This is a genomic window from Aurantibacillus circumpalustris (assembly GCF_029625215.1).
GTDB classification, from domain to species: domain Bacteria; phylum Bacteroidota; class Bacteroidia; order B-17B0; family Aurantibacillaceae; genus Aurantibacillus; species Aurantibacillus circumpalustris.
Genome location: NZ_CP121197.1, coordinates 1282401 through 1306975, shown reverse-complemented (window position 1 = coordinate 1306975; position 24575 = coordinate 1282401). Strand labels below are relative to the sequence as shown.

24 protein-coding genes and 1 tRNA gene are annotated in these 24575 nt (G+C 36.3%); 14 read left to right on the top strand and 11 right to left on the bottom strand.

The features are described from left to right. Positions 1–8 precede the first annotated feature (8 nt). The 9 genes from P2086_RS05410 to P2086_RS05370 all read left to right on the top strand — a co-directional run bounded on the left by P2086_RS05410 (position 9) and on the right by P2086_RS05370 (position 7307). The gene (locus P2086_RS05410; protein WP_317899420.1) at positions 9–929 is read left to right on the top strand and encodes a hypothetical protein; all 921 of its coding nucleotides are present in this window, start codon (positions 9–11) and stop codon (positions 927–929) included. Beyond that, positions 926–1507 carry a hypothetical protein gene (locus tag P2086_RS05405; RefSeq protein ID WP_317899419.1) on the top strand — a complete coding sequence of 194 codons (582 nt, stop codon included), beginning with the start codon at positions 926–928 and terminating at the stop codon, positions 1505–1507. Before P2086_RS05410 ends, P2086_RS05405 begins: the two co-directional genes overlap by 4 nt. Beyond that, positions 1500–1805 carry a hypothetical protein gene (locus P2086_RS05400; protein WP_317899418.1) on the top strand — a complete coding sequence of 102 codons (306 nt, stop codon included), beginning with the start codon at positions 1500–1502 and terminating at the stop codon, positions 1803–1805. The genes P2086_RS05405 and P2086_RS05400 overlap by 8 nt, the downstream gene beginning before the upstream one ends. After that, on the top strand, positions 1795–3957 hold the full coding sequence (locus tag P2086_RS05395) for a BspA family leucine-rich repeat surface protein (RefSeq protein WP_317899417.1): 2163 nt from the start codon (positions 1795–1797) through the stop codon (positions 3955–3957). Before P2086_RS05400 ends, P2086_RS05395 begins: the two co-directional genes overlap by 11 nt. A gap of 10 nt (positions 3958–3967) precedes the next feature. Beyond that, on the top strand, positions 3968–4150 hold the full coding sequence (locus P2086_RS05390; protein ID WP_317899416.1) for a hypothetical protein: 183 nt from the start codon (positions 3968–3970) through the stop codon (positions 4148–4150). Continuing rightward, a complete protein-coding gene (locus tag P2086_RS05385; protein WP_317899415.1) occupies positions 4134–5012 on the top strand; it encodes a hypothetical protein in 879 nt (292 codons plus the stop codon). Before P2086_RS05390 ends, P2086_RS05385 begins: the two co-directional genes overlap by 17 nt. A 25-nt stretch (positions 5013–5037) precedes the next feature. Continuing rightward, positions 5038–5604, top strand: a complete 567-nt coding sequence (locus P2086_RS05380) for a hypothetical protein (RefSeq protein ID WP_317899414.1) — start codon at positions 5038–5040, stop codon at positions 5602–5604. A gap of 14 nt (positions 5605–5618) precedes the next feature. Continuing rightward, a complete protein-coding gene (locus P2086_RS05375; RefSeq protein WP_317899413.1) occupies positions 5619–6344 on the top strand; it encodes a hypothetical protein in 726 nt (241 codons plus the stop codon). 165 nt (positions 6345–6509) lie between these two features. Next, positions 6510–7307, top strand: coding sequence for a DNA adenine methylase (locus P2086_RS05370; RefSeq protein ID WP_317899412.1), 798 nt, complete (start codon positions 6510–6512; stop codon positions 7305–7307). Positions 7308–7819: 512 nt separating this feature from the next. On the opposite strand, the gene P2086_RS05365 is transcribed toward P2086_RS05370, so the two are convergent. The 3 genes from P2086_RS05365 to P2086_RS05355 form a co-directional block, all read right to left on the bottom strand. Then, positions 7820–8851 (bottom strand): transglycosylase SLT domain-containing protein, encoded by a 1032-nt coding sequence (locus tag P2086_RS05365; protein WP_317899411.1) that lies wholly within the window; start codon positions 8849–8851, stop codon positions 7820–7822. 126 nt (positions 8852–8977) lie between these two features. Next, the gene (locus P2086_RS05360) at positions 8978–9937 is read right to left on the bottom strand and encodes a hypothetical protein (RefSeq protein ID WP_317899410.1); all 960 of its coding nucleotides are present in this window, start codon (positions 9935–9937) and stop codon (positions 8978–8980) included. Then, positions 9934–10962: a DUF255 domain-containing protein gene (locus P2086_RS05355; protein ID WP_317899409.1), complete on the bottom strand. Its 1029-nt coding sequence runs from the start codon at positions 10960–10962 to the stop codon at positions 9934–9936. The genes P2086_RS05360 and P2086_RS05355 overlap by 4 nt, the downstream gene beginning before the upstream one ends. 55 nt (positions 10963–11017) lie before the next feature. Here P2086_RS05355 and P2086_RS05350 point away from each other — a divergent pair, with 55 nt between their 5' ends. Both P2086_RS05350 and P2086_RS05345 read left to right on the top strand, forming a co-directional pair. Continuing rightward, a complete protein-coding gene (locus P2086_RS05350; protein WP_317899408.1) occupies positions 11018–11968 on the top strand; it encodes a T9SS type A sorting domain-containing protein in 951 nt (316 codons plus the stop codon). A 186-nt stretch (positions 11969–12154) separates the two neighbouring features. Beyond that, the gene (locus P2086_RS05345) at positions 12155–12868 is read left to right on the top strand and encodes a hypothetical protein (protein WP_317899407.1); all 714 of its coding nucleotides are present in this window, start codon (positions 12155–12157) and stop codon (positions 12866–12868) included. Here the strand turns inward: P2086_RS05345 and P2086_RS05340 are convergent. The 4 genes from P2086_RS05340 to P2086_RS05325 all read right to left on the bottom strand — a co-directional run bounded on the left by P2086_RS05340 (position 12861) and on the right by P2086_RS05325 (position 19296). After that, positions 12861–13544 (bottom strand): response regulator transcription factor, encoded by a 684-nt coding sequence (locus P2086_RS05340; RefSeq protein WP_317899406.1) that lies wholly within the window; start codon positions 13542–13544, stop codon positions 12861–12863. The two genes, P2086_RS05345 and P2086_RS05340, sit on opposite strands and share 8 nt — an antisense overlap. 147 nt (positions 13545–13691) lie before the next feature. Beyond that, positions 13692–14087, bottom strand: a complete 396-nt coding sequence (locus tag P2086_RS05335; protein ID WP_317899405.1) for a hypothetical protein — start codon at positions 14085–14087, stop codon at positions 13692–13694. Between the two features lie 54 nt (positions 14088–14141). Continuing rightward, positions 14142–16085, bottom strand: a complete 1944-nt coding sequence (locus P2086_RS05330) for a T9SS type A sorting domain-containing protein (protein WP_317899404.1) — start codon at positions 16083–16085, stop codon at positions 14142–14144. Positions 16086–16392: 307 nt separating this feature from the next. Then, the gene (locus P2086_RS05325) at positions 16393–19296 is read right to left on the bottom strand and encodes a TonB-dependent receptor (protein ID WP_317899403.1); all 2904 of its coding nucleotides are present in this window, start codon (positions 19294–19296) and stop codon (positions 16393–16395) included. Between the two features lie 163 nt (positions 19297–19459). Between P2086_RS05325 and P2086_RS05320 the strand changes: the two genes are divergently transcribed. Beyond that, positions 19460–20143, top strand: coding sequence for a response regulator transcription factor (locus P2086_RS05320; protein ID WP_317899402.1), 684 nt, complete (start codon positions 19460–19462; stop codon positions 20141–20143). A gap of 257 nt (positions 20144–20400) precedes the next feature. Continuing rightward, on the top strand, positions 20401–20769 hold the full coding sequence (locus P2086_RS05315; protein ID WP_317899401.1) for a heavy-metal-associated domain-containing protein: 369 nt from the start codon (positions 20401–20403) through the stop codon (positions 20767–20769). Between the two features lie 47 nt (positions 20770–20816). Here P2086_RS05315 and P2086_RS05310 read toward each other — a convergent pair whose 3' ends face one another. Further along, positions 20817–21017 (bottom strand): hypothetical protein, encoded by a 201-nt coding sequence (locus tag P2086_RS05310; protein WP_317899400.1) that lies wholly within the window; start codon positions 21015–21017, stop codon positions 20817–20819. Positions 21018–21390: 373 nt separating this feature from the next. After that, positions 21391–21463, bottom strand: a tRNA-Lys gene (locus P2086_RS05305). 196 nt (positions 21464–21659) lie between these two features. On the opposite strand from P2086_RS05305, the gene P2086_RS05300 reads away from it, so the two are divergent. Continuing rightward, a complete protein-coding gene (locus tag P2086_RS05300) occupies positions 21660–22121 on the top strand; it encodes a hypothetical protein (protein ID WP_317899399.1) in 462 nt (153 codons plus the stop codon). A gap of 152 nt (positions 22122–22273) precedes the next feature. Here P2086_RS05300 and P2086_RS05295 read toward each other — a convergent pair whose 3' ends face one another. Together P2086_RS05295 and P2086_RS05290 are read right to left on the bottom strand one after the other, a co-directional pair. Continuing rightward, positions 22274–22417, bottom strand: coding sequence for a hypothetical protein (locus tag P2086_RS05295; protein ID WP_317899398.1), 144 nt, complete (start codon positions 22415–22417; stop codon positions 22274–22276). 105 nt (positions 22418–22522) lie between these two features. Further along, positions 22523–24523, bottom strand: coding sequence for a glycine-rich protein (locus P2086_RS05290; protein WP_317899397.1), 2001 nt, complete (start codon positions 24521–24523; stop codon positions 22523–22525). Positions 24524–24575 lie beyond the last annotated feature (52 nt).

The following is a 24575-nucleotide window of genomic DNA, read 5'->3' as shown; positions in this document are numbered from 1 at the left end:
GCGTTTGGATGAATAGCTATATAACAATTGGCGATTATGAGTTTACTCATTGTCATTCGTTTACAACCACAAAAAGCTGGAAGCAAATGACGCAAACCGCCTCTATTAAAATGCACAATATTGCGGGGCTACTTGGTGCAATAAAGGTTGGTGATGCTGTTGAAATACAAGGAGCTTACGACGACGAGTACATAACCGAATTTAAAGGGTACGTTTCGGAAATATTACCAACTATGCCTGTTGAAATAAAGTGCGAGGATGAGATGTGGAATTTGAAACAAACCACTAAATCGGGCAGTTGGAAAAGTATCACACTTAAAAATCTTTTAAAGTTTCTTGTGCCGGATGCAACAATTGATTGCCCGGAGGTTACACTTTCGCCTTTCCGTATTTCAGAAAATACAACGGTTGCTTATGCTTTGCAAAAGTTGAAAGATGATTTTTTACTTACATCTTACTACCGCGAAAAAACGCTTTTTATTGGCTTGCCTTACATAGAAAAGAATCTGCCTGAAGTGGTTTACCATTTTCAAAAAAACGCTAAAGCAACGGGCTTAATTTACAAGCGCAAAGAAGATTTACGCATAAAAGTAAAGGCTGTTAGCGTGTTGCCAAACAACCAACGTATAGAAAAGGAGTTTGGAGATTCGGATGGTAACAGCATCACTTTACATTTTTACAACAAACAAGAGAGCGAATTAAAAGCACTCGCCCAGGAGCAAATTGACCGCATGAAATATGACGGTTACAAAGGAACGTTTCGCTCGTTAGGTGGCCGACCTTATGTAGATCACAGTTGGACACTTTGGTTGGAGGATGATTATTTTCCGGAGCGCGAACAAGGCGTTTTTGCTGATATGGTAGTTACAAATTATGGTCCTGAAGGATACAACAGAACAATTACACCGGGTAGAAAAGTATTGATATGATAATTGGCGATAAATTTAGAAAAGCTGTTATAAGATTAATTCTTAAAACCATTCCTGCAACAATTACAGGAAAGGTTAAATCTGTTGATGAAACTGATTTTACTTGCGTGGTTACACCATCGCGTGGAGGACCTGATTTTGAAAGTGTGCGTTTAAATGTTGCCGTTAGCGATGATGATTCGGGAATTGTTTGCATACCCGATGTAGACTCAGAAGTTACAATTAGCTGCCTTTTTAATAATGAACATGCTTATCAGGTAACGCGCTTTTCAAAGATAAAAAAATGGCATTTAAAGGCCGTTTCAGGACGCACTTTTGAGTTTACCGATGATGGTAAAATTAAAATTAACGGCGATCAATACGGCGGCTTACCAATACAAGAATTTATACTGGATAATTTAAATGCGATTAAGGATTATTTAGGGAGTTTAAATACAGCAATTGGCAATGCGTTTACAGCGGTTGGAGCTTCAACGGCTGCTAACGGAGCTAATGGTAAAATATCTTTTGACGCTGAAATGGGATCACAAATAATAACTTTTAATGAAGATGAAAACGAGGATGTAAAACATGGGTAAAGTTTACGACATATTACTTGACCAAAATACTGGTGAAAACGAAGTTAGAAATGGCGACGATTATGTTGGCGAAAGTACTCGCCAGCATTCGCAACTTTTAATTATTTGTGAGAAAGGCGAAAATAAAATGGAGCCTGATAGTGGTGTTGGTGTTGAGTCGTGGATTTTAGACGAGGGTGGTTTGCGTGACTTGAAAAAAGAAACGCAAGCGGAACTTGAAGCGGACGGACAAACAATTGATTTTTTAATTATTTCGGGTTTAAACGATTTTAAAGTGGCTGGTAAATATGGCAATTAGACGCGTACCTGTTGAGGAAGGACAAAGTGTGTGGGATTTAGCTTTACAGTATTACGGAAGTACTGAAGGTCTTTTGCAATTGGCGGCAGATAACGTTGGTGTGATAAATTTAGAAACGAGCCCTGAGCCGGGCTCATTGATTTTAATTGACGATTCGAAAGTAATAAATAAGGATGTTGTTGCGCTTTTAAAACAAAAAGGGATTAGGCCGAATAATGCGATTGAGGCGGAGGGAATTATTTTACCGCCGCCACCTTATATAAGTGCGGTTACAAGTACCGCTATTTTAAATAGCATTATTAATTCGGGTTATGTTGGTGGAATAGGACCATCATTGCCGTCTTCTTTATTTTCAGTTCAAGCGGAAGGTTTAACTGGTTCAGGAAACATTACCGCAACGCCTTCAGTAAATTTAGAGGTTAAGGTTGGCGGTGTTTGGATTAGCACACCGTTTCTAATTCCATTTGTGGATGGTGAAGTTTTCACGGGATTAGTTTATCAAGTAAGAATTAAAGCAGGTTTAGTGGTAGGCACTTACAATGAAACTTTAACACTTGCTGGTGCTGGTGCAACTGATTTTATAATGACTGTAGAAGGCGAAGTAACCGCACCTAATTATTTTGCAATAACGGTTAAAACAGATAACGCTGGTACAAGTGCGAGTAATCAATTTAGATTACCATTAAACCCAGCTTATAGTTACAATTGTATTATTGAATGGGGCGATGGGACTTCGACTTTTCAAGTAACACACGCCAGCCCAACGCATACATATCCAGCACCGGGCACTTATCAAATAAAAATATTAAACAATTTCCCTGCAATAAATTTTGCTAGTGGTGATGATTGTTATAAACTACTTTCTATTGACAATTGGGGCGATCAGGTTTGGAAGTCTTTTAAAGATGCTTTTTTTGGTTGTGCAAATCTCGTTGCAAATTATAGTGATGTTCCTAATACATCTAACGTTACTGATTTTTCAAATGCATTTAGATCATGCTCTGTGTTTAATGGAGTTTTAAATATAGATACAAGTGCAGCTGTTACTTTGCGCGGCATGTTTGCTAGTTGTACAGTATTTAACCAGCCTTTAAATTCTTGGAACACATCGAACGTTGTGGACATTAGTCTTTTGTTTTACCAAGCACCGGCTTTTAATCAGCCTTTAAATTCATGGAATACTTCAAATGTAACTGTTATGTTGGAGATATTTGAATCTGCTACATCTTTTAATGGAGATATAAGCACTTGGGATGTTTCAAACGTATCAGACATGAGATATGTTTTCTATGGTGCAGTTGCCTTTAATGGAAATATTAGCTTATGGAACGTTTCAAGCGTTACAGACATGAGCTATATGTTTTATGGAGCTCAATCTTTTAATAAAAATATTGGTAGTTGGAACGTTTCAAGCGTAACAAACATGAGCTACATGCTATATTACTGCCAATCATTTAATCAAAATATTGGTGCATGGGATGTTTCAAGCGTAACAAATATGAGTTTTATGTTTTATTCCGCTGTATCCTTCAATAAAAACATTGGTACATGGGACGTTTCAAGCGTTACTAATATGTCTGCTATGCTTTGTAGTTGCCTTTCGTTTAATCAGCCATTAAACACTTGGAATGTTTCAAGCGTGACAAACATGAGTTTACTTTTTTATAACGCTCAATCATTTAATCAAAATTTAAATTCTTGGAACGTTTCAAACGTAACCAATATGCTTGAGCTGTTTGAGTCTGCAATAGTTTTTAATGGAGATATCACAGCTTGGGATGTTTCAAATGTGACTGATATGAGATACATGTTTTATAATTGTCAGTCTTTTAATAAAAATATTGGTGGTTGGGATGTTTCAAGTGTAACCACTATGGCATATATGTTTGCTTATTGTGGAATAGATCAAGATATAAGTTCTTGGGACGTTTCAAATGTTACTTCATTCACAGAGTTTATGCTAGGAAAATCTGCTGCTGGTTTTTCAGCTGCTAATCTAGATTTAATTTATAATACATGGTCTGCATTGACATTACAACCAAACGTAAATATAAACTTCAACACAATTAAATACACAGCTGGCGGTTCGGCAGGAAAAGCAATATTAACCGGCGCGCCAAATAATTGGACTATAACTGATGGTGGAATTTAACACATATTACTTGGCAACAAATGAAACAACAGTGTTTCACTATGGAGGCTTAATTGAGGGACAGCAAGTTGTAACTGGTCAACCTGAACTTTTTTTATTTCCAACAAAACAGCTTTTGATTGATAAGCTTAAAACATACAATCAAGAATATAAAGAACCTGAAATACTTAAAACAAATGGCACGAACACCTAAATACTGGTACGATATAATGATTGCTGAGAAAAACACTTTTAGCAATTTAAATATTTACCAACCAAATATTGATAGCGCACAAACGCTTTTGGCTGATTTAACCTCACAAAGCAAAGTGGCAATTTGGCGTTTGCAATTTTGGTGTGTTGCATCAGCAATGTTTGCTCTTGATGTTGTATTTGATCTTTATAAAATTTATTTAGAAGCAATTGCGGCAAAATCGCGCTATGGTACTTTGCCTTGGTATATTTCTGTTGCTAAAGAGTTTCAATACGGTGACTCACTAACTCTTATTGATTTAGAGTGGCGTTATGCAACTGTTAACCCTGCTAGCCAAATAATTTCTTTAGCGGCAGCGCAAGAAGGTGTTGGCGTTGTGAATTTAAAAATAGCAACCTTGAGTGGTTTAAATCCTACACCTATTAGTGCACCGCAATATGTAGCTTTTACTGCTTACATAAAGAAAAAAGCACCTGCTGGTATTATAGTAAATATAATTAATGACAATGCCGACGAGTTGCAATTGTTTATTACAGCAACTTTTGATCCGTTGGTGTTAACCATTATTGGTGAGTTAATTTCCGCGCCGGGTACATTTCCTTTGCGTGATGCTGTTGCCGAATATTTAAATGAATTTGGCGGCGAAGATGGTTTTAATAGTGGCTTTGAAATTATGCGCTTAGAAGATAAAATGCAAAACGCACTTGGTATAGACACGGTTTATGTTACAGCTGCCTTTGCTAGATATGGCGCAAACCCTTATGTGGCATTTAATCAACGTTATTTGCCAAACGCCGGATACATGATTATTGATCCGGGTACACCTTTAAGCTCATCTGTAACTTACGTGCCTAATGTATAATTTCATCATAGATTTCATTAAGGTAATGAAGGAAAACATACTTCGTTACTTGATTACGCCAATACGTTTAAATCGTCTTAAAGCATTAATTAAACCTTTAGAAATTATGTACGCAGAGTTTACAGCTTTGCGTGCTGAATACACTTATAAATGCAGATTTAACGGCTCTGTTGTTTATTTGGAAACGGCTTTAAACGACAGGTTTGATAGTATTAACAGAGGGATTTACATTACACTCGCCAATCACGCTAAATTATATATTTATAAAGTTTCAGAATTAAAACCGCCATTAATTTTATATAGGAAGTGGAATGCCGCAACTTCTTTTGCTACTGGTAAATTTTGTTTTTACCAAGGTGATATTTATGAGGCAAACGCAACCGCGTTAAATAAAGTGCCGGGGGTTGACCCCGAATGGGATATTAGGCCAGCGCGTAAGGCTCCTATTTTAAGGAAAAAAGCAAACTATAATGGCTTGGTTGCCTTTTACGTATATGTTCCAGCTGCTGTGGTTTTTGCTGAATGGGAAATGAAATCATTAATTAATTATTACAAACTAGCTGGCCGGGGTTATCAAATTATTATTTATTAAACAACAATTAAATCATGAAAAAATTAGACATAAAATTAGGCGGACACAACTTTACAGGAGACGATCTTCTGTTTTTACAAAGTTCTTTAAACGAGGCTTTTATTGCCTTTATACAAGCGTTTATGGGCGACTACGTTATATTGTCAGGAATAGTTTATACAAATGCGGCTGGTACGCTAAGTTGGACTGCTGGTTGGCTTTATATGCAAGGTGAAATATTTCAAGTTGATGCAGGTAGTACGCCTGTTTCTGGAAACCCTGCGTGGGAAATTGTAGAAACCTATGACCCTGCTGGAAATCAACAATACGAAGATTTAAACATTGAAGACACTTATGTTATAAGAAAAGCGGCAGCAACAGCAACTGGAGGTGGTGCTTATTTATGGACAACCGCAAGAAGACTAGGTGCTTGGAAAAATTGGGCAGTATTAACTTATAATGGTGCGTGGAATGCTTCAGGCACAGCACCGCTTGCCGGAATGAATATTATTGGTGACGTTATTATGAGAGGAACAGTTACAGTTGCCTCATATAGTGCCGGAACAGATACTGTAATATGCACATTGTCGACAACACTCAGACCTCAAGAGCTGAGAACCGTTGCAGCACCTGCGCTTATTAATGGTGCAAAAACATTTATACACCTACAAATAGACACTACAGGTGAAGTTAAGCCTCTTGGTTTAAGTGGCACAGATGCTGTATTTGTTTACTTAGATGGAGTAAGGTTTGTAACCTAATTTTTAATGCCGGGGTAAAAAGAGGCCTCCGGCTCAAAAGAAAAGTCTCACCTTTTCTAAAAATTCGAACGCGGAACGTTCTACCGGAGGCCAATGCCTTCATAGAATGTTCCGCGTTTTTTTCGTTAAGGTGAGACTGCAACAAAGATAATAAATAAAAAATATATGAAAACGCCAATCACTTATTACGGTGGCAAACAAAAGTTAGCCGCAACAATTTTAAAATTAATCCCTACCCATAAACTCTACTGTGAGCCATTTATTGGAGGCGCGGCAATCTTCTTTGCCAAAGAGCCATCAGCGGTTGAAGTGATTAATGATGTTAATTCTGAAATGATAAACTTTTACAGAGTTGTGCAAAATGATTTTATTAGTTTAGAGAAACACATAAGGATCACATTGCACAGCCGTCAGTCGTTTCGTGAAGCTTCAGTTATTTACAACAACCCACAAATGTTTAACGAAATTCAAAGGGCGTGGGCTGTTTGGTGTTTAGCTTCACAAGGTTTCGCTGGTATTATTGATGGTTCGTGGGGATATGATATTGTAAAAAACACAACAACCAAGAAAATAAGCAATAAACGGTCAAGTTTTACCGAAGATTACGCAATTAGGCTTCAGAATGTACAGATTGAGTGTACTGATGCTTTGCGGATAATTAGTTCAAGAGATAACAAGGATGCGTTTTTTTATTGCGATCCACCGTATTTTAACTCAGATTGTGCGCATTATGATGGTTATTCGTTACAAGACTTTGAAAATCTACTTAAAATGCTGGCAGGGATTAAAGGAAAGTTTCTTTTGAGTAGTTATCCCAGCCCAATCTTAAAAAGCTATATAAAAGCCCACAAATGGCATTCATTTGAAATTAAAGCCGGGGTATCGGTGGCAAATAATAATAGTAGCAAAGGCCAAAAAATAAAGACCGAAGTATTAACGGCAAACTATCCAATTAAGTTGTAAATAAACGGTAATTAAATACCATTTAAAAGAATTGGGGGTTGAAAAACTAAACCTGTACTTTTCGTTTTGAAATTAAGCACTTTTGGTTTTGCGGATTATATTTTCACGAGCGGACGGAATGGTTAATGGGAATACACTTCAATTTTAGTTTTAAACGCCTTTCGAAATAAAAATATAAAACAAAATTTCGGACAGTAGAATTAGAACTATTTTTTTAATTTTTAGGGTTTAGGGCGAAATATCAGCGCTACTGACCGACGCGATATGCCACTCCTATTAAAGACTTATTGGCCGGTGCACGCTAAACAAACCAGGCTTTTGGCAGAAAAGCTAAAGAAATGCGGGAAAATTGTGTGTATTTAAGGGTGGGTATCCGCGCCAGGGATTGAGCCATTGTTTGAGCTCCTTTTTATTTATCCCGCAGGGTAAATAAAAAGAGCGAGTGGCGAAAGCCCGCCCGGGCGCCCTATAAATAAATAGATTAAATACACGAAAATGATTTTAAATTTCTTCTAATTCTTCGACGGTGAAAAATTCAATTGATCTTCTACAGAAGCATTTAAAAATAGTTCTTTATCTAATGCCGGATTACGCTCATTCATTTCTAGCATCGCAGCCAAAACAAGTTGTGAGTAATTTTGAGACGAGCCTTTAAAACGCCCTTCGCGGGTTTTCCATAAAGTAAAAATTAAATCCATGTTGCCTTCGGTCGGACAAAAAGAAAACACCGCCTTTTGCACATTATAAGCACCGGCGTGATAAATGTGCATAACGAGCAAACGAAACCAAAGTTCGTCTTCGTTATAGTTACAAATATGTAAAGAATCGATAATGCGTCTTGCTCTTGGAACACAAATGTTTTTGATAAGACTGCTGGCAGCGTATGCGCTGCGTTCAAAATCGGAACGTTCATCAATAGATTTATTCACTTTTAAACCATACATGCGCGCCACATCTTTCATCAATTGAAAAGGACCGTAAGCACCGACATTTGATTTTTGTAATTTATTCGGACTCTCAATCAATAAGATTGCCTGTGCATACCACGGATCTACTTTGTTCTGAATAAAACAACGAATACCTCTGTCAAAATTTAAGGAAGTTCTATCAAAATCATAAAAGAATTTTTTTCCTGAGGTGAGAAGCAATCTGCTTGTAGTATCTAAGTTATTGGCAAGTCTAACACTATCTCTATAATACTTTTTAGCGGAGTCACTTTTTGAGTTCCATTCTTTTAAACAAACCTTTTCAACAATACTGCGTGACTCGGCAACACATATAAAAGCAGTATCGGCAGGCATATTCATAATATTACGCCAAAATTTAATTTGTGGAAGTGTATCTACTTTTAAATGATAGATAGATTTATCGAAAATATAATTCTCGTTACAATTGGTTAATGGATTCATAATACCCACTACACCCTTGTAACATTTTTCGTTAGAGGCTTGAGTATTGGTCTTTTTCGCCAAAGAATCATCAACGGCGCATGAAAACATGACTTCTGCAAAAAGGAGTACACTAACTAAAAGGACAATTCGCATTATTAAAATATATGTTCGTGAAATATAAAGTTAGCGAAAATATACGTAGCATCAAAGGGAATGATAGGGTTTTACCAATAAAGCATTGTTAAGAATTCTAATAATTCCAATCATTTTCTAAGCTGCTTAACGCTTACCAATTGCTAAAGCGGCTTTGCCAATGCCTGTAAACGAAACAATATTTAGAGGAAATTCTAAAAACACATGTAAGAAACTGAGAAAGAATAGTACCTGCAAGCCTAAATTGTAATCGTAGATGTAAAGTGAAATAGAAATTAACCAAAGTGTAAATGTTCCAAAAAGCACTTTCTTCGGAACTTGGTGCCACTTGATAACCGATGTTTTCGAAAACCAATTTAAGTAGTGATATGTATAAGCAAATGCGATAAATCGCATGATGACAAAGCCCGCATTGGTTGTAAAAATTTGTTTTATGTCGGTTAACTTATCCATGTTAAAATAATTAATCAAATTAAAATTAAGATCGCCAAACCTTTGGTAACTTTTTTGGGCGTAATCACTTACAGTATAATAAAGACTTGTTGGTTGTATTACTATGATAAGTATTGAACAGACAATTAAAACGATGATAGAAATAATTCCAGCGCCTGATTTTTCTTTAATAACACCAAATAACATAAAGGCCCAGGTAAAAATAAATACATGAATAATTGTTGGTAGAAAAATGGCTACCCAGGTAAAAAATTGCGGTGAATTATTTAAAAAACCAACGAAAACTAGTGCTAAAGCAATTACCACTAAACGATAAAGCCAATCCTTTATAAACACAAAAGCAATGCAAGACAATAAACTAAAAAAAATAATATCAGCTGTTAATCCGAATTTTTTAGGCGGATTGTAATTCCAGTAAACCAATACAACGCAGGCAGCAACTAGAAAAAGAAAATCGTATTTACCTTTTGTAAAATAATTTTTTTTGTGAAGCCAACCAATCTCGGTAAGATAATGCAAGGGCCCAAGTATACCATACGAAAAAAGAAAAAGCTCAAAGGGTATAAAAAAAGAAACAATACATGAAAAGATAATTAAACCCGTATTGAGATGGTGTATGGTTGTGGGCTTCATTTTTTACCTGTTTTTACCGGTTTAGGATTTAAGTACTCCTGCATGTAATCGTTAAAATTTTTTGTTTTGTAACTATCGCTCGCAATATACTTTAAAATTGGTTTTATATGTTCGGGCGACTGATAATAATTTAAAACATCAATCGTATTTAATTGCTCATCTAAAAGACAAAGGGAAGGAAAAACAAGTCGATTACCCGTAACTTTTAAACTTAGGGTGTGCAGCGGAAAATTGTTGACCAGCGTGTTATAGTACTTTTCGTTTTTAAAAACAATAGTATCCGTTGAGGTTACGTTAAGGTTGACGAGGTAATAATTTTTATTAATGTACGAAGCAATACTGGTATCAATAAATGTAGTGGCATTCATAACCTTGCAGGTATTACAAAAGTCAGCACTAAATGTTACCAGTACTTTTTTAGGTTTTTTCTTTTGCAGTTTTTCTACTTCTTGAAAAGAATAGTGTTTCACAGGAGTTTTAGCGAAATTGGTATCAATAAAGGTATTATTAAAGTGCTTTTGAAATTCCTCATAAACCGACGTCTGCCAGGCATTTTCTACTATAAAAATTAAAAGAGGTTCTATTTTTTTATCCTCCAAATAACCTTGTGTTAAAAGATTGTATTCAAAATTATTGGTAACAAACATAGTAGATGGGTAACTTAATCTATCACCCATAAATTTTACAGCAAGTTCATGAGGCGTTTTGGGTTGGTCAGATAGAGGTTTGTAGATTTTACCATTATACTCAATAGTATCTTTGGTCTCTGCGTTAAATTTTACAGGATAAAAATGGGTATTGATGTAACTCGCCAATCCAGGATTAGAATAAGTAGTTTTCATCATGTGTTTGCACCAGCCGCACCAATCCGTATAAATGTCAATTAAAAATGGTTTTTTTATTTCCTTATTTTTTTCCTGAGCCTCTTTTAAACTCAACCAAGTAACCAGACCGTCTTCATTTTGAGCGGGTAAAATTGTAAATGCAAGTGAAAAGATAGAAAGTAAAAGAGCTTTGTTAAACATGTTAGTGTGGCTTTACTAGAGTTATTATTTTGTATAAATTTAAAAACTTATTGTTATGATAAAAAATCTACCCATTATCTGCTTAACATTCTTTAATTTTTTTATGTCGGCTCAAAAATTTGTGGTGACTTATGGATTTCCGGAAGTAAGCACGACCACTGGTACCGTTGATCCCAGCACAACACCCACTGTAACTGGCCTTGTTTTTAATTCTTTTTCTTCAACGGGGGCATCTGCAAACCCAAGTGCTACGGGGAGATTTTCCTTTACCAAGTGGCCAATAGGCGGGGTAGATGGCACAGATGATTATTCAAATTTTACTGGCGCACTTTCTCCAACCGTTTATTTTGAAGTTTCAATCGCGATAAATCCTGGATATACTTTGAGTTTGAATACCTTAAGTTTTTCGATGCGACGTTCAGGAACAGGCATACGACATTATTGCGTGCGATCTAATTTAGATGGCTACACCAATAATTTAGCGGCAAGCACGGGTACTGCCACTAAACTATCGGTTATTCCCGGCGACGTGTTTTTTTGGAATTACGACTCAGTGTCTACTTCAAACGATCAAAAAGGCAGCACAATAACCTTTGGGAATCAGTTTAAAACTCTAACACAACCTATTACTTTTCGTTTTTTTGCTTGGAATGCAGAATCTAGCGGCGGCAGTTTTAGTATTGATAATGTTTCATTTGATGGCTCGGTGCTGGATAGTTTGATATTATTAAATGTGCCAATTGATAGAACTTCAAATTCTTTTAATAAACCACAAACATTTCCAAATCCAAGTAGAGATGGAACTATTGCAATTACATTTAGCGAACCTTTTAATTCGCTAGAAATAATTTCTTTAACCGGAACGAAACTTTTGGAATATAATTCCCAAGGTATCGAAACAACAAAGTTGCTCAATCTTTCGGATTTCGAGAGTGGAATTTATTTTCTAAAAACAAATTCTTCTGGCAGCAGCACCATCTCTAAAATTATTTTGAGCCATAAATAAAATATTTAGACAATAAAATCCTTATCTTACTGTTACTTTAAGATGACCTTATTTTTTAACACAGAGATGATGAGTCTCAGAGCCACAGAGTAAAGAAAGAAACCTCCGTGTCTCAGTACCTCCATCTCTGCGTTGAATAGGTACAAACGCGCCGTTAGGCGGCACTGCAATAAATGATTAAGACCAATGATAAAGTACTTTACCATACTACCCTTTTTTATCTTGTTCTCCTGTGCTTCACTTCACACGCCATCTCCCCATTTTACACCTACGATTACTAAAAAAAATCAATTTGAGGGGGAAGCCTCCTTTGGTTACGGGCCGGCTAGCGTGAGCGCCGCTTATGCCCCGCTCAATCACCTTACGATTTTGGGAAATGTGCAAGCCTTGGTTTTAACAAAAAATGCAGGTTTTCATCAAAGAAATGCGGAGTTAGGTATAGGCACCTACGGATCTTGCCGTAAATTAATCTACGGGTTTAATGCTGGTTATGGTCTGGGTTCTTATAATTGGAACTATAATCAGTTCAATGATTCTACCACCTATTCTATCCTTACAAATGGAAGTTTTCAAAAATTAATGATTCAATCTTTTATTGCAATTACTGATGACGCCACAGATCCAGGTTGGTACGCAGGTATCTCTTTAAAAGGAAATTATTACTGGGATCAATACACTACTTTAAGAAACAGTACTCAGCAAGCAAATGATTTTAATGGGCTGGAAAAAAACATGTCCTTTGAACCATGCCTTTTTGTGCGTGATTTTTTTACGAATCGCTTTTATCTCAATATGCAAGCGGGTATGAATATTAGTTACGATCACACCATGTTTTGGCCAACACAATATCTTTTCTTTCGTTTAGGAATTGGAATAAAATTAAATGGCGAAACTAACTAATTAACTTCTTATTAATTCGATACCCTCGCCCTTTTTGTGATTGAATAATGCGTTTACCAAAAAACTGACGGATGTTATAAATGTGCACATCTATGGTACGTTTATTCGCGATGGCTTCATCATTCCAAATGTTGGATGCAATTTCTGTTTTACTAAAAAACTTTTCTGAATTATTATAAAGCAATTCGAATAACTTAAATTCTTTTCGCGGTAATTGAAACGCTACACCATTTTTAAAAACAAGATGTTGTTCAGTATCTATGATTACCTCTCGTTTATGATCACTTTTAACTTTAACGCGACGACGCAATAAATTTTTGAGAAACAATTCTATTACTGACGGTTTGTTATGGAAATTGATAAAAGAATCAACGCCTGAATTAAATGCGAGCTCTTGCACAAAATCATCCTGTTTATCGGTATAAATAATAATAAAGGGATTAAATTCAAACTTATGTTGTCTAATTTCTTTACAAAGAACTACGGCATCGTTGGGGTGTAAATCGAGGTTTAAAAAAATAACATCAGCCTGATTTGTTTCCATAAACTCTAAAAAATCTTTTTCCTGATTAAATATGGAAATGTTTTTATAATTCTGTTTAAGAACTTCCAAGGTTTTAAAAATCCCGTTAATGGAGTTATCTACAAAAATTATGGAAGAAGGGTTCGCGCTCATTTAGAAAGTAAAGTTTAACTTTTAAGTTTAAGCCTTCACCAAGTCAATGTTAACTTAATATTAAATGATGCGTGTTTTTAACAAAGCTTTATCCGTTTTCTCTCTTCAAACAATAAAAGATTAATCAGAGCAGAAAAGGCTTACGGGCTACTTTTTTACAAATAATTTGTTTGTAGAAATTTTAAGGATGCCGAATATTTTCTCGGTTTCATCTTGCAAAGAAGCTATGTTTTTTTGTTGTCCGAGTTTAAGGCTTTTAAAAAAAAGATCCATTTTTGAAAGCCAGGGTTTTAATGATTTAATTGAGCGTTTATTTATGAAGGTTTTTAAGGCCATATTGTTATCGAGTTCTTTTAAAAACTCTGCAACTATCACTTTAACTTTCTTATTCTCTAATTCGTAGCCAGGTACCGCGCGAACAAAAATAAACTTAAGTAAATCTATATTTAAATGATAGCTTCTAATAAGTGCTTCCAGAGGGCACTTATTGGTTTTACAAGCCTTAATTCTACCCAAGGCAAAATTGATTTTCTTTTCTGTCATAAACTAAAAACGCCTGCTAATGTAGCAGGCGTTTTTAAGAAAAGTTAATTAAATTTATTTATTCACTACTAATTTAACAGTTTCTTTACCCTTAGAGCTAGTTAATGTTACAAAGTAAATACCGTTTTGTAAATTTTGCGTATCAAGTGCAAATTTATTTTCACCAGTGTTAAGTGTTGTATTTTGCACTGGACTTAAAACTAACTTACCAGTGATATCATAAACATTTACATTTAATGAAGCGGCGTTTTGTGTATTCACTAGCAAAGTTGCTGCATCTTTAGTTGGATTTGGATATAAACTCACTGCGCCAATTCTGTTAGCAATTTCTTTAACAGAAACGTCTGAACAAGTATTTGTTGTAATCGAAGTCATTGATGTTTGATTTCCATTTGCATCAGCTACAATTAAATAAACGCTGAAAGTACCAACAGTAGAGATTGTAAATGAAGGATTGATCGCAGTAGAACTTGAAATAGTAACACCAGGAGAAACGCTCCAAGAAAGAGAACAATATATTGGTTCAAGTGTTGTACTTGCAACAAAATTAGCAGGGATAACAGTAACACCGTTACCGATACATACTACTTGTGGTATAGTTGCAACAACAGTTGACGTGTAAGGCTTGGTTGCAGCAGCAATTGCAGCGTCAGTAAAACTTGCATTAGATAAAGCAATTGAACCAGCAGTCGGACGAAAATCTGGAGCTGTCCAGCTATATGGATTTGCTAGAATATTTAAACTAGAAAGTAATGTATCATTTGCATTTGCAGCTACCCATGAGTTAGCGTTAAAAGTACTACCACTTCCAACTTCTGTAGCGCGTTGACCGTAACCAGCAAGGATATTGTTTTTAAATACTAAAGAACCTGAAGTAGCGTTTCCTTCGCTCAAAGCGCCATCAATATATACACCACGTGTTTTGTGGTCCATAAGTATAGAGTTAACAATTTTTAAAGCTGAATTTCTACGGATACGAGCCCCACGACGGAAACCTGGATGACAAGTTGCTGTGAGAACACCTCTTAATGGACCAATATCAGTTACATTTGAGAAAATAGCACCTGTTTGTGGAGTAGCTGTAGAACCGCTACCATCATTATCAGATTCAAAACCTTCTGAAGTAGAAGCTCCTGAGGTATTTGCGTAAGTTGGGTCGGCTAGGTTCGGGTCACGAACACCTAAACAAAATTGAACGGTTCCTCTGAAACCAAAGTCAGTATCAAAATCATCATCTACACCACGGTAAGCGATTAAATGCTTGCAATTAACTGCACCACCAAACCACTCAAAAGAATCGTCGTTTGTAAATGAACATTGTACGTGATCAATTGTTGTACCACGACCAACACCACCAATGGTTAAACCGTTAATCTCCTTATCTGGCGCATAAATATATCCACCAAATTCAATACGCACATATTGTAAGTCACCTGAATTATCATTGTCATCAGGACTAGTACCTCCACCATATTCTGTTAAAGAGGATGCAGCAATTCCTTCGATGTTGTTGATGCCATTAGGGCTATTAATAGCGCCCTTACCCATAAGGATAATGCCCCCCCAATCACCAGGAGCTCTGCTACCAATAGGTTGGTCTGAAGTAAAAACAATTGGACTTGTTGCGGTACCAACAGCAATTAGTTTAGATCCTTTAGTAATAAATAAACCAGATCCACCAGCACCGCTTTGTCCTTTAACAACAACACCAGCAGGAATAGTTAATATAGAATTACCAGTTACATAAATAGGGCCTTGTAACAAATAGGTTTGACCTGCAGTCCATGTTGTATTGGTTGTGATATTTGCATTAACAGTAACGGTTGGAGCAGGATACACTTTATTTTGAGGATCCCATTCGGCCCAGCCGTCTGTCCACATTGCAGTTGGCGCTGGAGCAAATGCTCCGCGGTAACATGTTTTTTCAAGAAATAGGTTTTGCGCAAAAGAACTTGCTAAAGTTATTGCGGCAACCGCGGTAAATAAACTTTTTTTCATTTGATTTAATTTTAATTGATTTAATTTTCTACTGCAAAGTTGGTGCGCTAAGGTGTTCTAGGCGTTAAACAAAAATTAAATAACAATTACCTCTGCGTTATGTAAAGGTTACGATGCACCGTGGGAAGAATTAACACACAGAGACAATGATTGAATCAGAACCTATGATATCACGAGAAACGCCGCTTAAGGGCTGCGAAAAGAAATAGCTATAAAATTTAACAAAACACGGCGGTTTTGATAGAATTGTTAATTCATTGAGATTAAAAAATAAAGTCACACTGAATGATAGTGAGACTTTATTTTACTAGAACTTGTAGGTTAGCTGAAAGCTATATGTAGTTCCATACCGAATGGTTCTAATAATATCGTCTTTGTTTTTATCTAAACTAGAATTAGCGTTAGGGTCTTTTTTATTATAATAGTATTGTAGTTGCCATTTAGCCAGAACATCACGAGCAGTTATTCTCACTTCTAATTTGTTTTTGAAAAAACTTTTAGAAACTTGTAAATCTAACGCGGTTCTGCCGCTTTCCCAAATATCCAACTGCGCTTCATAATTTCCAACCACATTTATACGTTGCCCTACACGGTTTACAATTGCGCTCAAACTATAACCCTTATCATTATCAACATACATTAAGCCAGCATTAAATAAATAAGGAGATTGCCCTTGTAAGGCTCTTGTTCCTGGATAACCTGGGCGTATCGAACTTTGCGTGGAAACATCTACAGATGATTTTATGTAAGCAAAATTGGAGAATAAAGTAGTATTATTTAGTATTTTTCCAACAGCAGACGAATCATTTTTCATGAATGTGCCAAGAATTATGCGGTATTCCAACTCAAAACCATAACACTTGGCTTCTGGTGCATTGATGTAAGTAATTTCATCTTTGTTAACACTGGCAACCTGTTCAATAGGACTATCAAAATGTTTGTAGAAAACCGAAGTAGAAAATAATTGACCACTGCCCGGGTAAATTTCGTAACGGAGATCGTAATTTTTAATCAAGGCTCTTTTTAAAGTGTCGTTACCGGTTGTTAAAAACAAAGTTGTAAAATCGTAAAAGGCAAAAGGAGCAAGTTCTCTAAATTCTGGTCTGTTCAGCGTTTGAGAATAGCCTACACGAATGTTCTGTTTGCTGTTTAATGAAAATATAAAATTCGCTGATGGAAGCATGTCAACAACAGTGGTGTCTTTTGTTATTTCCAAACCGTTAAATTTATAACGTTCATCCTTATACACAAGTGTTTGATGATAAGACTCGATTCTGGCTCCAAAAATAGCTCTAAACCATTGATTATACTTAAAATCAGCCATGAGGTAACCTGCGTTTAATTTTGAGCTCGCCAAATAAGAATCTCTTGGTTTAGTTCCTTCGTTTAGTTTAAAGCCTCCAGAGCCAGGAGCAATCAATCCCATGTTTTGATTGTTAAAAATTTCTCCATCACCCAAGGCAACTAGACTTTGCGTGAAAACCACCCCTGCTGCTTCATATTTAGTGTAGCCAAATTGACGCGCTGTAAAATCACGGCTTCGCGCTTGTCCAAATCCACCACCTTTAACTTCTATGTTTATTTTTGGGGATATTTTAAAAGATCGTGTAATATCGGCCTTTATACTCTTGTTACTTTCGTTTAGGTTCGACCAAAACATGTATCCACCATAATCACTACCAACACTGCTAGGGGATATAGAAGCTTTATAAACGGTGTCATCAGGATTAGTTGAGTTTTTAAGTCTGCTGTATGTATTACGTCTTAAAGCAGGCACTTCCCTTTTTACATCACTATAAGAACCAACCCAGGCAATTTTAACTTTAAGTGCCTTTAAATAATGATCGCCAATCAATTGTGACGACGCAATTTTATTCGAGGTATACCAAAATCCATTTGTTTTAGAAAGCGTTGCGTTTTCTGGTTCGTGAAGACTGCCTTCCCCTGACCTAATAATGGTTCTGTCTTCAGAATTAAGACTATATAAATTTTTGGAGCTTATGGTGTTATTTGAATTTAGTTTGCAAGTTAGATTCAAAAGCGCCCCTATTAAAACACTTTCAGAGTACGTGTCATCATTAAAGACAGCATCCAATTGAGAAGGGCGATTAACATCGTTGTTATCGGAAATGGAATTCCTAACCGCTTTTGTAAAACTGTTCGTTTTATTGTAGCTCAGCGATGCCAGCACTCCAAGAAAATCACGCTCTTTGTATTTAATATTGTAACCAGCAGCCAATTGAAGGGCGCTATTGGGCGAAAATTTTTTGTTATACGTACCCCAATCACCTGTATTTACATCTTGTGCAAGCTTTGCTTGCGCCTTTTTATCCACGTCTGGATAATCTTTTATCGAAGGAATAACATCCGGCATTTTACGCGTTCCATCATCATAACCTAACCAATCTGTTTTTCCGCCTTTATAATAATACTGTTGTTTAAAGGTCGTTTGCGTGTTATATCCACTGCTCAAAGAAAGTGAAACGAAGTTTTTTTCAGGAATGCTTTTTGTACTCACGTCAATAATACCGCCAGCAAACTCACCAGGCATATCTGGTCGCGCCGTTTTAGTAATAACTAAATTATCAAGCATATTACTTGGAAAAATATCAAAGGCAAATGCTTTTCTATCACTTTCAGAACTTGGCAACGGCGCCCCATTTAAATAAGCGGCATTATAACGCTCATTTAAACCACGTATAACCGCAAATTTATTATCCTGAATACTAGCGCCGCTCACACGTTTCAATACATCACTGGTGTTTTTATCTGGTGTTCTTCTAATTGTTTCTGCACTTATACCATCGCTTACACTAGCGTTATTTTTTTGTTGCAGTACTAAAGCAGTATTATTCTCTTTGTTTAATGTCACCACAACTTCCACTTCCATTAAATCTTGAGAGGTTGAAGGCTCTAATTGAATATTTACGCTTGTCGCGTCATTTGCGACTACAATAACACCTTCTATTTTTTTACTTGTGTAAGATATATAAGCAATGACTAAGTTTACCTTACCAGCGGGCACGTTGTTAATTGAAAAATTCCCATCAAAGTCAGCTGAAGCACCACGCGTACTTCCCTCAATTAAAATGGTTGCACCTGGTAGAGATTCACCGGTTTTAGAATCTAAAATCGTTCCTGAAATTCTGCCTGTTTGACTCAGTAAAAGAGTTGTAAAAAATAAAAAGAGAATTGTAAAATACTTTTGCATGCTATTAATTTTATGCTGCAAAAAACGCAATCCTAAATTATTCGTACTTAAAGTTCATGTTACCAAAAGTTTAACTTAATTGTTGTTTTAGTGGAATAACTTAATAATAAGTTAACTTTAGACCGTTTGCGTTTTTGTTAATTTTGTAACATAAATTTGTATTATGAGTAATTCAGCGTTTAAAATACTTTTAGTAGATGATGAGCCGGATATTGTTGAGTTTTTAGGCTACAATTTGAAAAAAGAGGGTTACGAGATTTTAACCGCAAATAATGGTAAAGACGCCATTGAGATTGCTAAAAAAGAAATTCCGCATTTAATTATACTTGACGTTATGATGCCCGATATGGATGGGATTGAAACCTGTCGGGAAATTCGTGAACAAAAAGGTTTACAAGATGTTATCATAGCTTTTCTTACGGCACGTAGCGAAGATTATACACAAATTGCAGGGTTTGAAGTGGGTGCAGATGATTACATTACCAAGCCAATTAAACCACGTGTTTTTATTAGTCGCGTAAAAGCTTTATTAAGAAGATTGCAAGCGGCAGCAGCCGTTGAGTCAAATGCAGAGTTTGGTGATGTGCGTATTGACAAGGAAAAACATTCTGTATTTAAAAATGAAGTAGAAATTGCGCTTCCAAAAAAGGAATTCAAACTCTTCGCTTTATTGAGCAGTAAACCTGGAAAGGTTTTTACCCGCGAATATATTCTTGATCAAGTGTGGGGAGATGAAGTGGTAGTTGGAGATCGCACGATTGATGTGCACATTCGTAAACTGCGTGAAAAAATTGGCGATGATTATTTTAAAACTGTAAAGGGTGTTGGATATAAATTCGAATTTTAATCAGCACGTAATAAATAGAAAAATTTATCAAACTCAAGCCTTGGATATATTGTTCAAGGCTTTTTTAATGGGGACTCTTTATAATCAACAGTGTTATTTGCTCTCTAACTATTTCTTAAGTCTTGAAAACACAAACTGCTTTGTTATGCTACCATCAGAAAAGAAGTTTATTAGCCCTTATAGTATATCTACGCGTCGGATTTTGCAAGACTAAAGCAGTAAAATTTGTAAATTTGCGCTTAAAAGAATTAAAAATCATGAAGAAGTATTTTTCACGCATAAGTACTACACTTATATTGACACTTTTGTTTGTAGGTTCAGTAGTTGCTCAAAAAACAAAGCCAGTTAAAACGGCTGTTATTAAAACCACTATCTATTGTGACCATTGCAAAATTTGTGAAAGTTGTGGAGGAAGTATACTTAAAGAATTATACAATGAAAAAGGAATTAAAAACACCAGTGTTGATTCAAAAGCAAATATTATTACGGTTACTTATGATGAACGTAAAATAACCTTGGAGCAAGTTCGTACAAAAATTTCAAAATTGGGTTTTGACGCAGATGAGGTGAAAGCAGATCCGGAAGCGGTTGCTAAACTAGACGATTGCTGTAAAAAACCATCTTGATAAATCTGAACTAAATCCTACTTATCACAAAGCAAATAACAACGTAACTAGTGAAGGGTGAAAAGAGTCACAACCCCTAAAACAGTTAATACAACCCACAAAACAGCAAGATTTACAGTGTAAATAAGAATGGAGTTAAGAACACGAAGAACACCTTTTTTAGCATTATACATTTTTTTATGGGCTGCAAAGAAATATACAAGTATCTTTTTTGTGGCATAAAGAATATAAACCTTGTGTTCTGTCATAAATAGAACAAACGCCCTTCCATTTAGTGAGCGTTAATTTATGATCTTTAAATTCAGATTATCTTTTCTACTCTCCAACTTTTGAAACTTATCCATTTCAACTGTATTACTTTACAGAATAGCCTAAAAACACAAAAGCCTCCAAACTATTGAGTTTGAAGGCTTTTTGATGTGCTTTGGTTTTTCAACCAGTGATCCCGCTGGATTAGCTTCGCTGATCCCAATGGGCATGTCAAAGGTCATAATACAAAATGCGCCCCGCTAAGGCGGCTCGTTTTTGTTTTTACACCTTCGCTTACAAAAGCAAAGCTTTTGACGCTTCCGCGTAAAACAAAAATGCCAAGCTAAAGCTTGGCACATTTTGTATTTTCTGTGATCCCGCTGGGATTCGAACCCAGGACCCCTACATTAAAAGTGTAATGCTCTACCAGCTGAGCTACGGAATCATTTAAGATTTATTATCACTTCTCGCAGGAACCGCCTCTTATTCAGAGACATTTCGTGTGCGGGCCGAATTAAAAAACATATCTTTTAATTCGGGTTGCAAATATAGTAGTCTTTTGGTCACTTTCAAAATAAATTTCAACTTTTTTTTCGATTAAATATTTCCTCTTCTATGCTACAATTTCTATTTTAGCCTGTATGTTCGAAAAGCCGCAAATAATTCTATTAAAAAGTTTTTGCACACTGCCCTTCGGGAGCAATAAAGATACGGCTGTAGAGGTTTTTGGCCAACCTGAGGAAATTCAAAATTTAACCGATGATATTCTCAATAATAACTCACTAGTGTATCATTACTGGAATGAAGGGTATTCACTTTTTTTTAATACCAATACTGATCAGTCCTTTTGCAGCGTAGAAATCGACAATAAAGACACGCTTTTGTTTGACATACGCATATTCTCCCTTAAAGAGAAAGAAATTATTGAGCTCATGAAAGAACACGGATATGGTTTAAGTGACTCAGAAGTGCACAAGTGGGGCGAAAAACGCATCAGTTTCGATGAGGCTGGCTTAGATTGTTATTTTGAAAATAATAAGCTGGTATCAGTTAATTTTGGCTTACTGGAGAGAGAGAATAATTTTTTTTATTTTCCGAATTAAACTTGTGCCTCTTCCTGTAGAAAGTCATTCATCTAAATAAGTACTTATTTGGTTGCAAAAGGTCAATTAGCAAGTCCTCTTCAAAAAACACTTGATTTTAGTAAACCTTTAAGAATCTAACAAAACCAACGTTTGTTTACGTTATGGCTGGGTTAGTAAGTTAACGCTTCAGGTGAATAACTGCCTTTGCCACCGCCACCCCATCCTACAGTTATACCAATTGTATTTGTTAAGTAGTCCAAAGGACTCACATAACAAATTACAATGGTTATGCCGATAGAATAAAATAGTTGCACAGTTAATTGAATTATCTATTTTATATGATCGGTATAAGATCTATGATTAAGAGTTAAAAAGAAACTTCTCACAGATTTTATCCGGAGAAGTTTCTATGATAACAATTATTGATTTTTTATTAGTTTAATAACTTCAAAAGAAGTTTCATTTTTAACCTTAACAAAATAAATGCCAGCTGCATAATCACCCATGTTTACTTGAGTTGTATTACCTCTAACAGTTTCAGTGAAAATAATTTTTCCTGAAAGATCCATTATTTCAATTGTTCCAGAACTTATTTGTTTTGATTCCACTGTGAATAATCCATTATTTGGATTCGGATAAACACTTACAAAAGTATTTTGTTCACTCAATTCATTTACACCAGCACATTTTTGTACATCCACAGATACGGTAGCAGTTTTGCTGCAACCATTACTTCCAGTACCAACAACGGTAAATAAATAAGGAACATCAATATTCAAAGTTAGAGTCACCGAGGCTCCTGTTGAGGAACCCGTTATTGGATTACTCCAAGCATAGGTATTTGCTCCTGTTGCACTAAGAACCACGGATTCTTTTTTGCAAATAATATCTTTATCAGTAGACGGAAAAACGTTTGGTAAATCGTTAACCGTTATTGAAACTGCATTACTCAAAGAACAGTTGTTTACATCAATACCAATAACAGAATAAACTGTACTTACAGTTGGACTTACAAGAATACCAGATAGTGGGATTCCATTACTCCAAATATAGCTTACAGCGCCACTTGCGGTGAGGTTAACCAAAGAACCCCTACAAATAGTTGTAGCGGCAGGAACACTTATTGAATTAGAATTTACAACCACACTCACTGTATTGGAATTAACACATCCAAAACCATCTGTTCCCGATGCGGTGTAGGTAGTTGTAACACTAGGACTAACAGCTGTTGTGAGGCCTGAAGTTAAGTTGCTCCAGGTATAAGTATTTGCTCCTTGTCCTGTTAAAGTAGCTGAATTGCCAACACATAACAAAGGAGGATTAACCATGGATGAAATGTTTGGTAAAGGTGTCATAGAAAGATTAATTGCAACAGTGGTAACACAGTTGTTATTTGAACCTATTCCTGTAACGTAATAAGTTGTGTTACTTGTTGGTGTTACAACAATTGAAGAAGCCGTTGAAACACTGGCACTCCAGGAAAGAGTAGTTACCGCAGAGGTGGTTAATGTTACACTACTGCCCTGACAAACAGGATTGGAACTAGCTCCAATGGTAACATCGCAAAGCTTGGTGATTATTACCAAACCGTTTCCTGAAACATCGGGATTGGGAACAAAACCAGGCTGACCAAATGCAGCTGTTGTACCATTACTCACACCGCCAATGTAACCGGAACCGCCGCCGCCGCCGGTACTATTTTCGCCAGTACAACCGCCGTACCAACCGCCACCGCCACCTCCGGCAAGGTTTTGCGTTGAAGTTCCTCCTTGCCCAAAACCGGCACCAGAACCACCAGAATAACACGCACCGCCAGCGCTTTGTGATCCGCCAGCACCAGCTGTTCTATTCGAAAATTGGGTGGTATTTGGAGGCTGAATTCCATTCAAACCACCTCCGTCTCCACCAATAGACTGATTTCCGCCGCCAGCGCCAGCACCACCAACAATTACTACCGCAGACTGATTTCCAGATAAAGAACTCAAGATACCCGTTGCACTAGCAACATGGGTAGCTCCGCCACCACCACCGCCTCTATGTGTAGAGTTAACGCTTCCATCACCGCCACCATTATACCCGCCTGGTGCAGTCGTATTCAGAAATCCATCTGAGCCCTTGCCACCAACATTGATATACCAGGTAGTTGGAGCGTTAACAGTAATAGTGCCAGAAGAATATCCTCCAACACCGCCTGCGATTTGGCTGTTCGGAACCGATCCCGAGTTAATATTTCCTAATCCTCCACTAGCTCCCCAAACCTCTATTTGATAAGGACCTGCCGGAATGGCCATCGTTTGTTGGTTTCCAGAGTATGTAAAGGTAAAAGTGTTTTGTGAGTATGCCGTTCCAGACACAAGCAAAGTAAGGGCATACAATCCTTGTTTTGCGCTTGATACTAATTTGTAAATTTTTGTTTTCATGTGCTATGATTTAAGATTAAGAACTAAAAAGAAACTTCTCACAGATTTTATC

Excerpts from the sequence above, each read along its gene's own strand:
- P2086_RS05410 (WP_317899420.1), top strand. The coding sequence starts at position 9 with ATGAATAGCTATATAACAATTGGCGATTATGAGTTTACTCATTGTCAT.
- P2086_RS05405 (WP_317899419.1), top strand. The coding sequence starts at position 926 with ATGATAATTGGCGATAAATTTAGAAAAGCTGTTATAAGATTAATTCTT.
- P2086_RS05400 (WP_317899418.1), top strand. The coding sequence starts at position 1,500 with ATGGGTAAAGTTTACGACATATTACTTGACCAAAATACTGGTGAAAAC.
- P2086_RS05395 (WP_317899417.1), top strand. The coding sequence starts at position 1,795 with ATGGCAATTAGACGCGTACCTGTTGAGGAAGGACAAAGTGTGTGGGAT.
- P2086_RS05385 (WP_317899415.1), top strand. The coding sequence starts at position 4,134 with ATGGCACGAACACCTAAATACTGGTACGATATAATGATTGCTGAGAAA.
- P2086_RS05380 (WP_317899414.1), top strand. The coding sequence starts at position 5,038 with ATGAAGGAAAACATACTTCGTTACTTGATTACGCCAATACGTTTAAAT.
- P2086_RS05375 (WP_317899413.1), top strand. The coding sequence starts at position 5,619 with ATGAAAAAATTAGACATAAAATTAGGCGGACACAACTTTACAGGAGAC.
- P2086_RS05370 (WP_317899412.1), top strand. The coding sequence starts at position 6,510 with ATGAAAACGCCAATCACTTATTACGGTGGCAAACAAAAGTTAGCCGCA.
- P2086_RS05365 (WP_317899411.1), bottom strand. The coding sequence starts at position 8,851 with ATGCGAATTGTCCTTTTAGTTAGTGTACTCCTTTTTGCAGAAGTCATG.
- P2086_RS05360 (WP_317899410.1), bottom strand. The coding sequence starts at position 9,937 with ATGAAGCCCACAACCATACACCATCTCAATACGGGTTTAATTATCTTT.
- P2086_RS05355 (WP_317899409.1), bottom strand. The coding sequence starts at position 10,962 with ATGTTTAACAAAGCTCTTTTACTTTCTATCTTTTCACTTGCATTTACA.
- P2086_RS05350 (WP_317899408.1), top strand. The coding sequence starts at position 11,018 with ATGATAAAAAATCTACCCATTATCTGCTTAACATTCTTTAATTTTTTT.
- P2086_RS05345 (WP_317899407.1), top strand. The coding sequence starts at position 12,155 with ATGATAAAGTACTTTACCATACTACCCTTTTTTATCTTGTTCTCCTGT.
- P2086_RS05340 (WP_317899406.1), bottom strand. The coding sequence starts at position 13,544 with ATGAGCGCGAACCCTTCTTCCATAATTTTTGTAGATAACTCCATTAAC.
- P2086_RS05335 (WP_317899405.1), bottom strand. The coding sequence starts at position 14,087 with ATGACAGAAAAGAAAATCAATTTTGCCTTGGGTAGAATTAAGGCTTGT.
- P2086_RS05330 (WP_317899404.1), bottom strand. The coding sequence starts at position 16,085 with ATGAAAAAAAGTTTATTTACCGCGGTTGCCGCAATAACTTTAGCAAGT.
- P2086_RS05325 (WP_317899403.1), bottom strand. The coding sequence starts at position 19,296 with ATGCAAAAGTATTTTACAATTCTCTTTTTATTTTTTACAACTCTTTTA.
- P2086_RS05320 (WP_317899402.1), top strand. The coding sequence starts at position 19,460 with ATGAGTAATTCAGCGTTTAAAATACTTTTAGTAGATGATGAGCCGGAT.
- P2086_RS05315 (WP_317899401.1), top strand. The coding sequence starts at position 20,401 with ATGAAGAAGTATTTTTCACGCATAAGTACTACACTTATATTGACACTT.
- P2086_RS05310 (WP_317899400.1), bottom strand. The coding sequence starts at position 21,017 with ATGACAGAACACAAGGTTTATATTCTTTATGCCACAAAAAAGATACTT.
- P2086_RS05300 (WP_317899399.1), top strand. The coding sequence starts at position 21,660 with ATGTTCGAAAAGCCGCAAATAATTCTATTAAAAAGTTTTTGCACACTG.
- P2086_RS05290 (WP_317899397.1), bottom strand. The coding sequence starts at position 24,523 with ATGAAAACAAAAATTTACAAATTAGTATCAAGCGCAAAACAAGGATTG.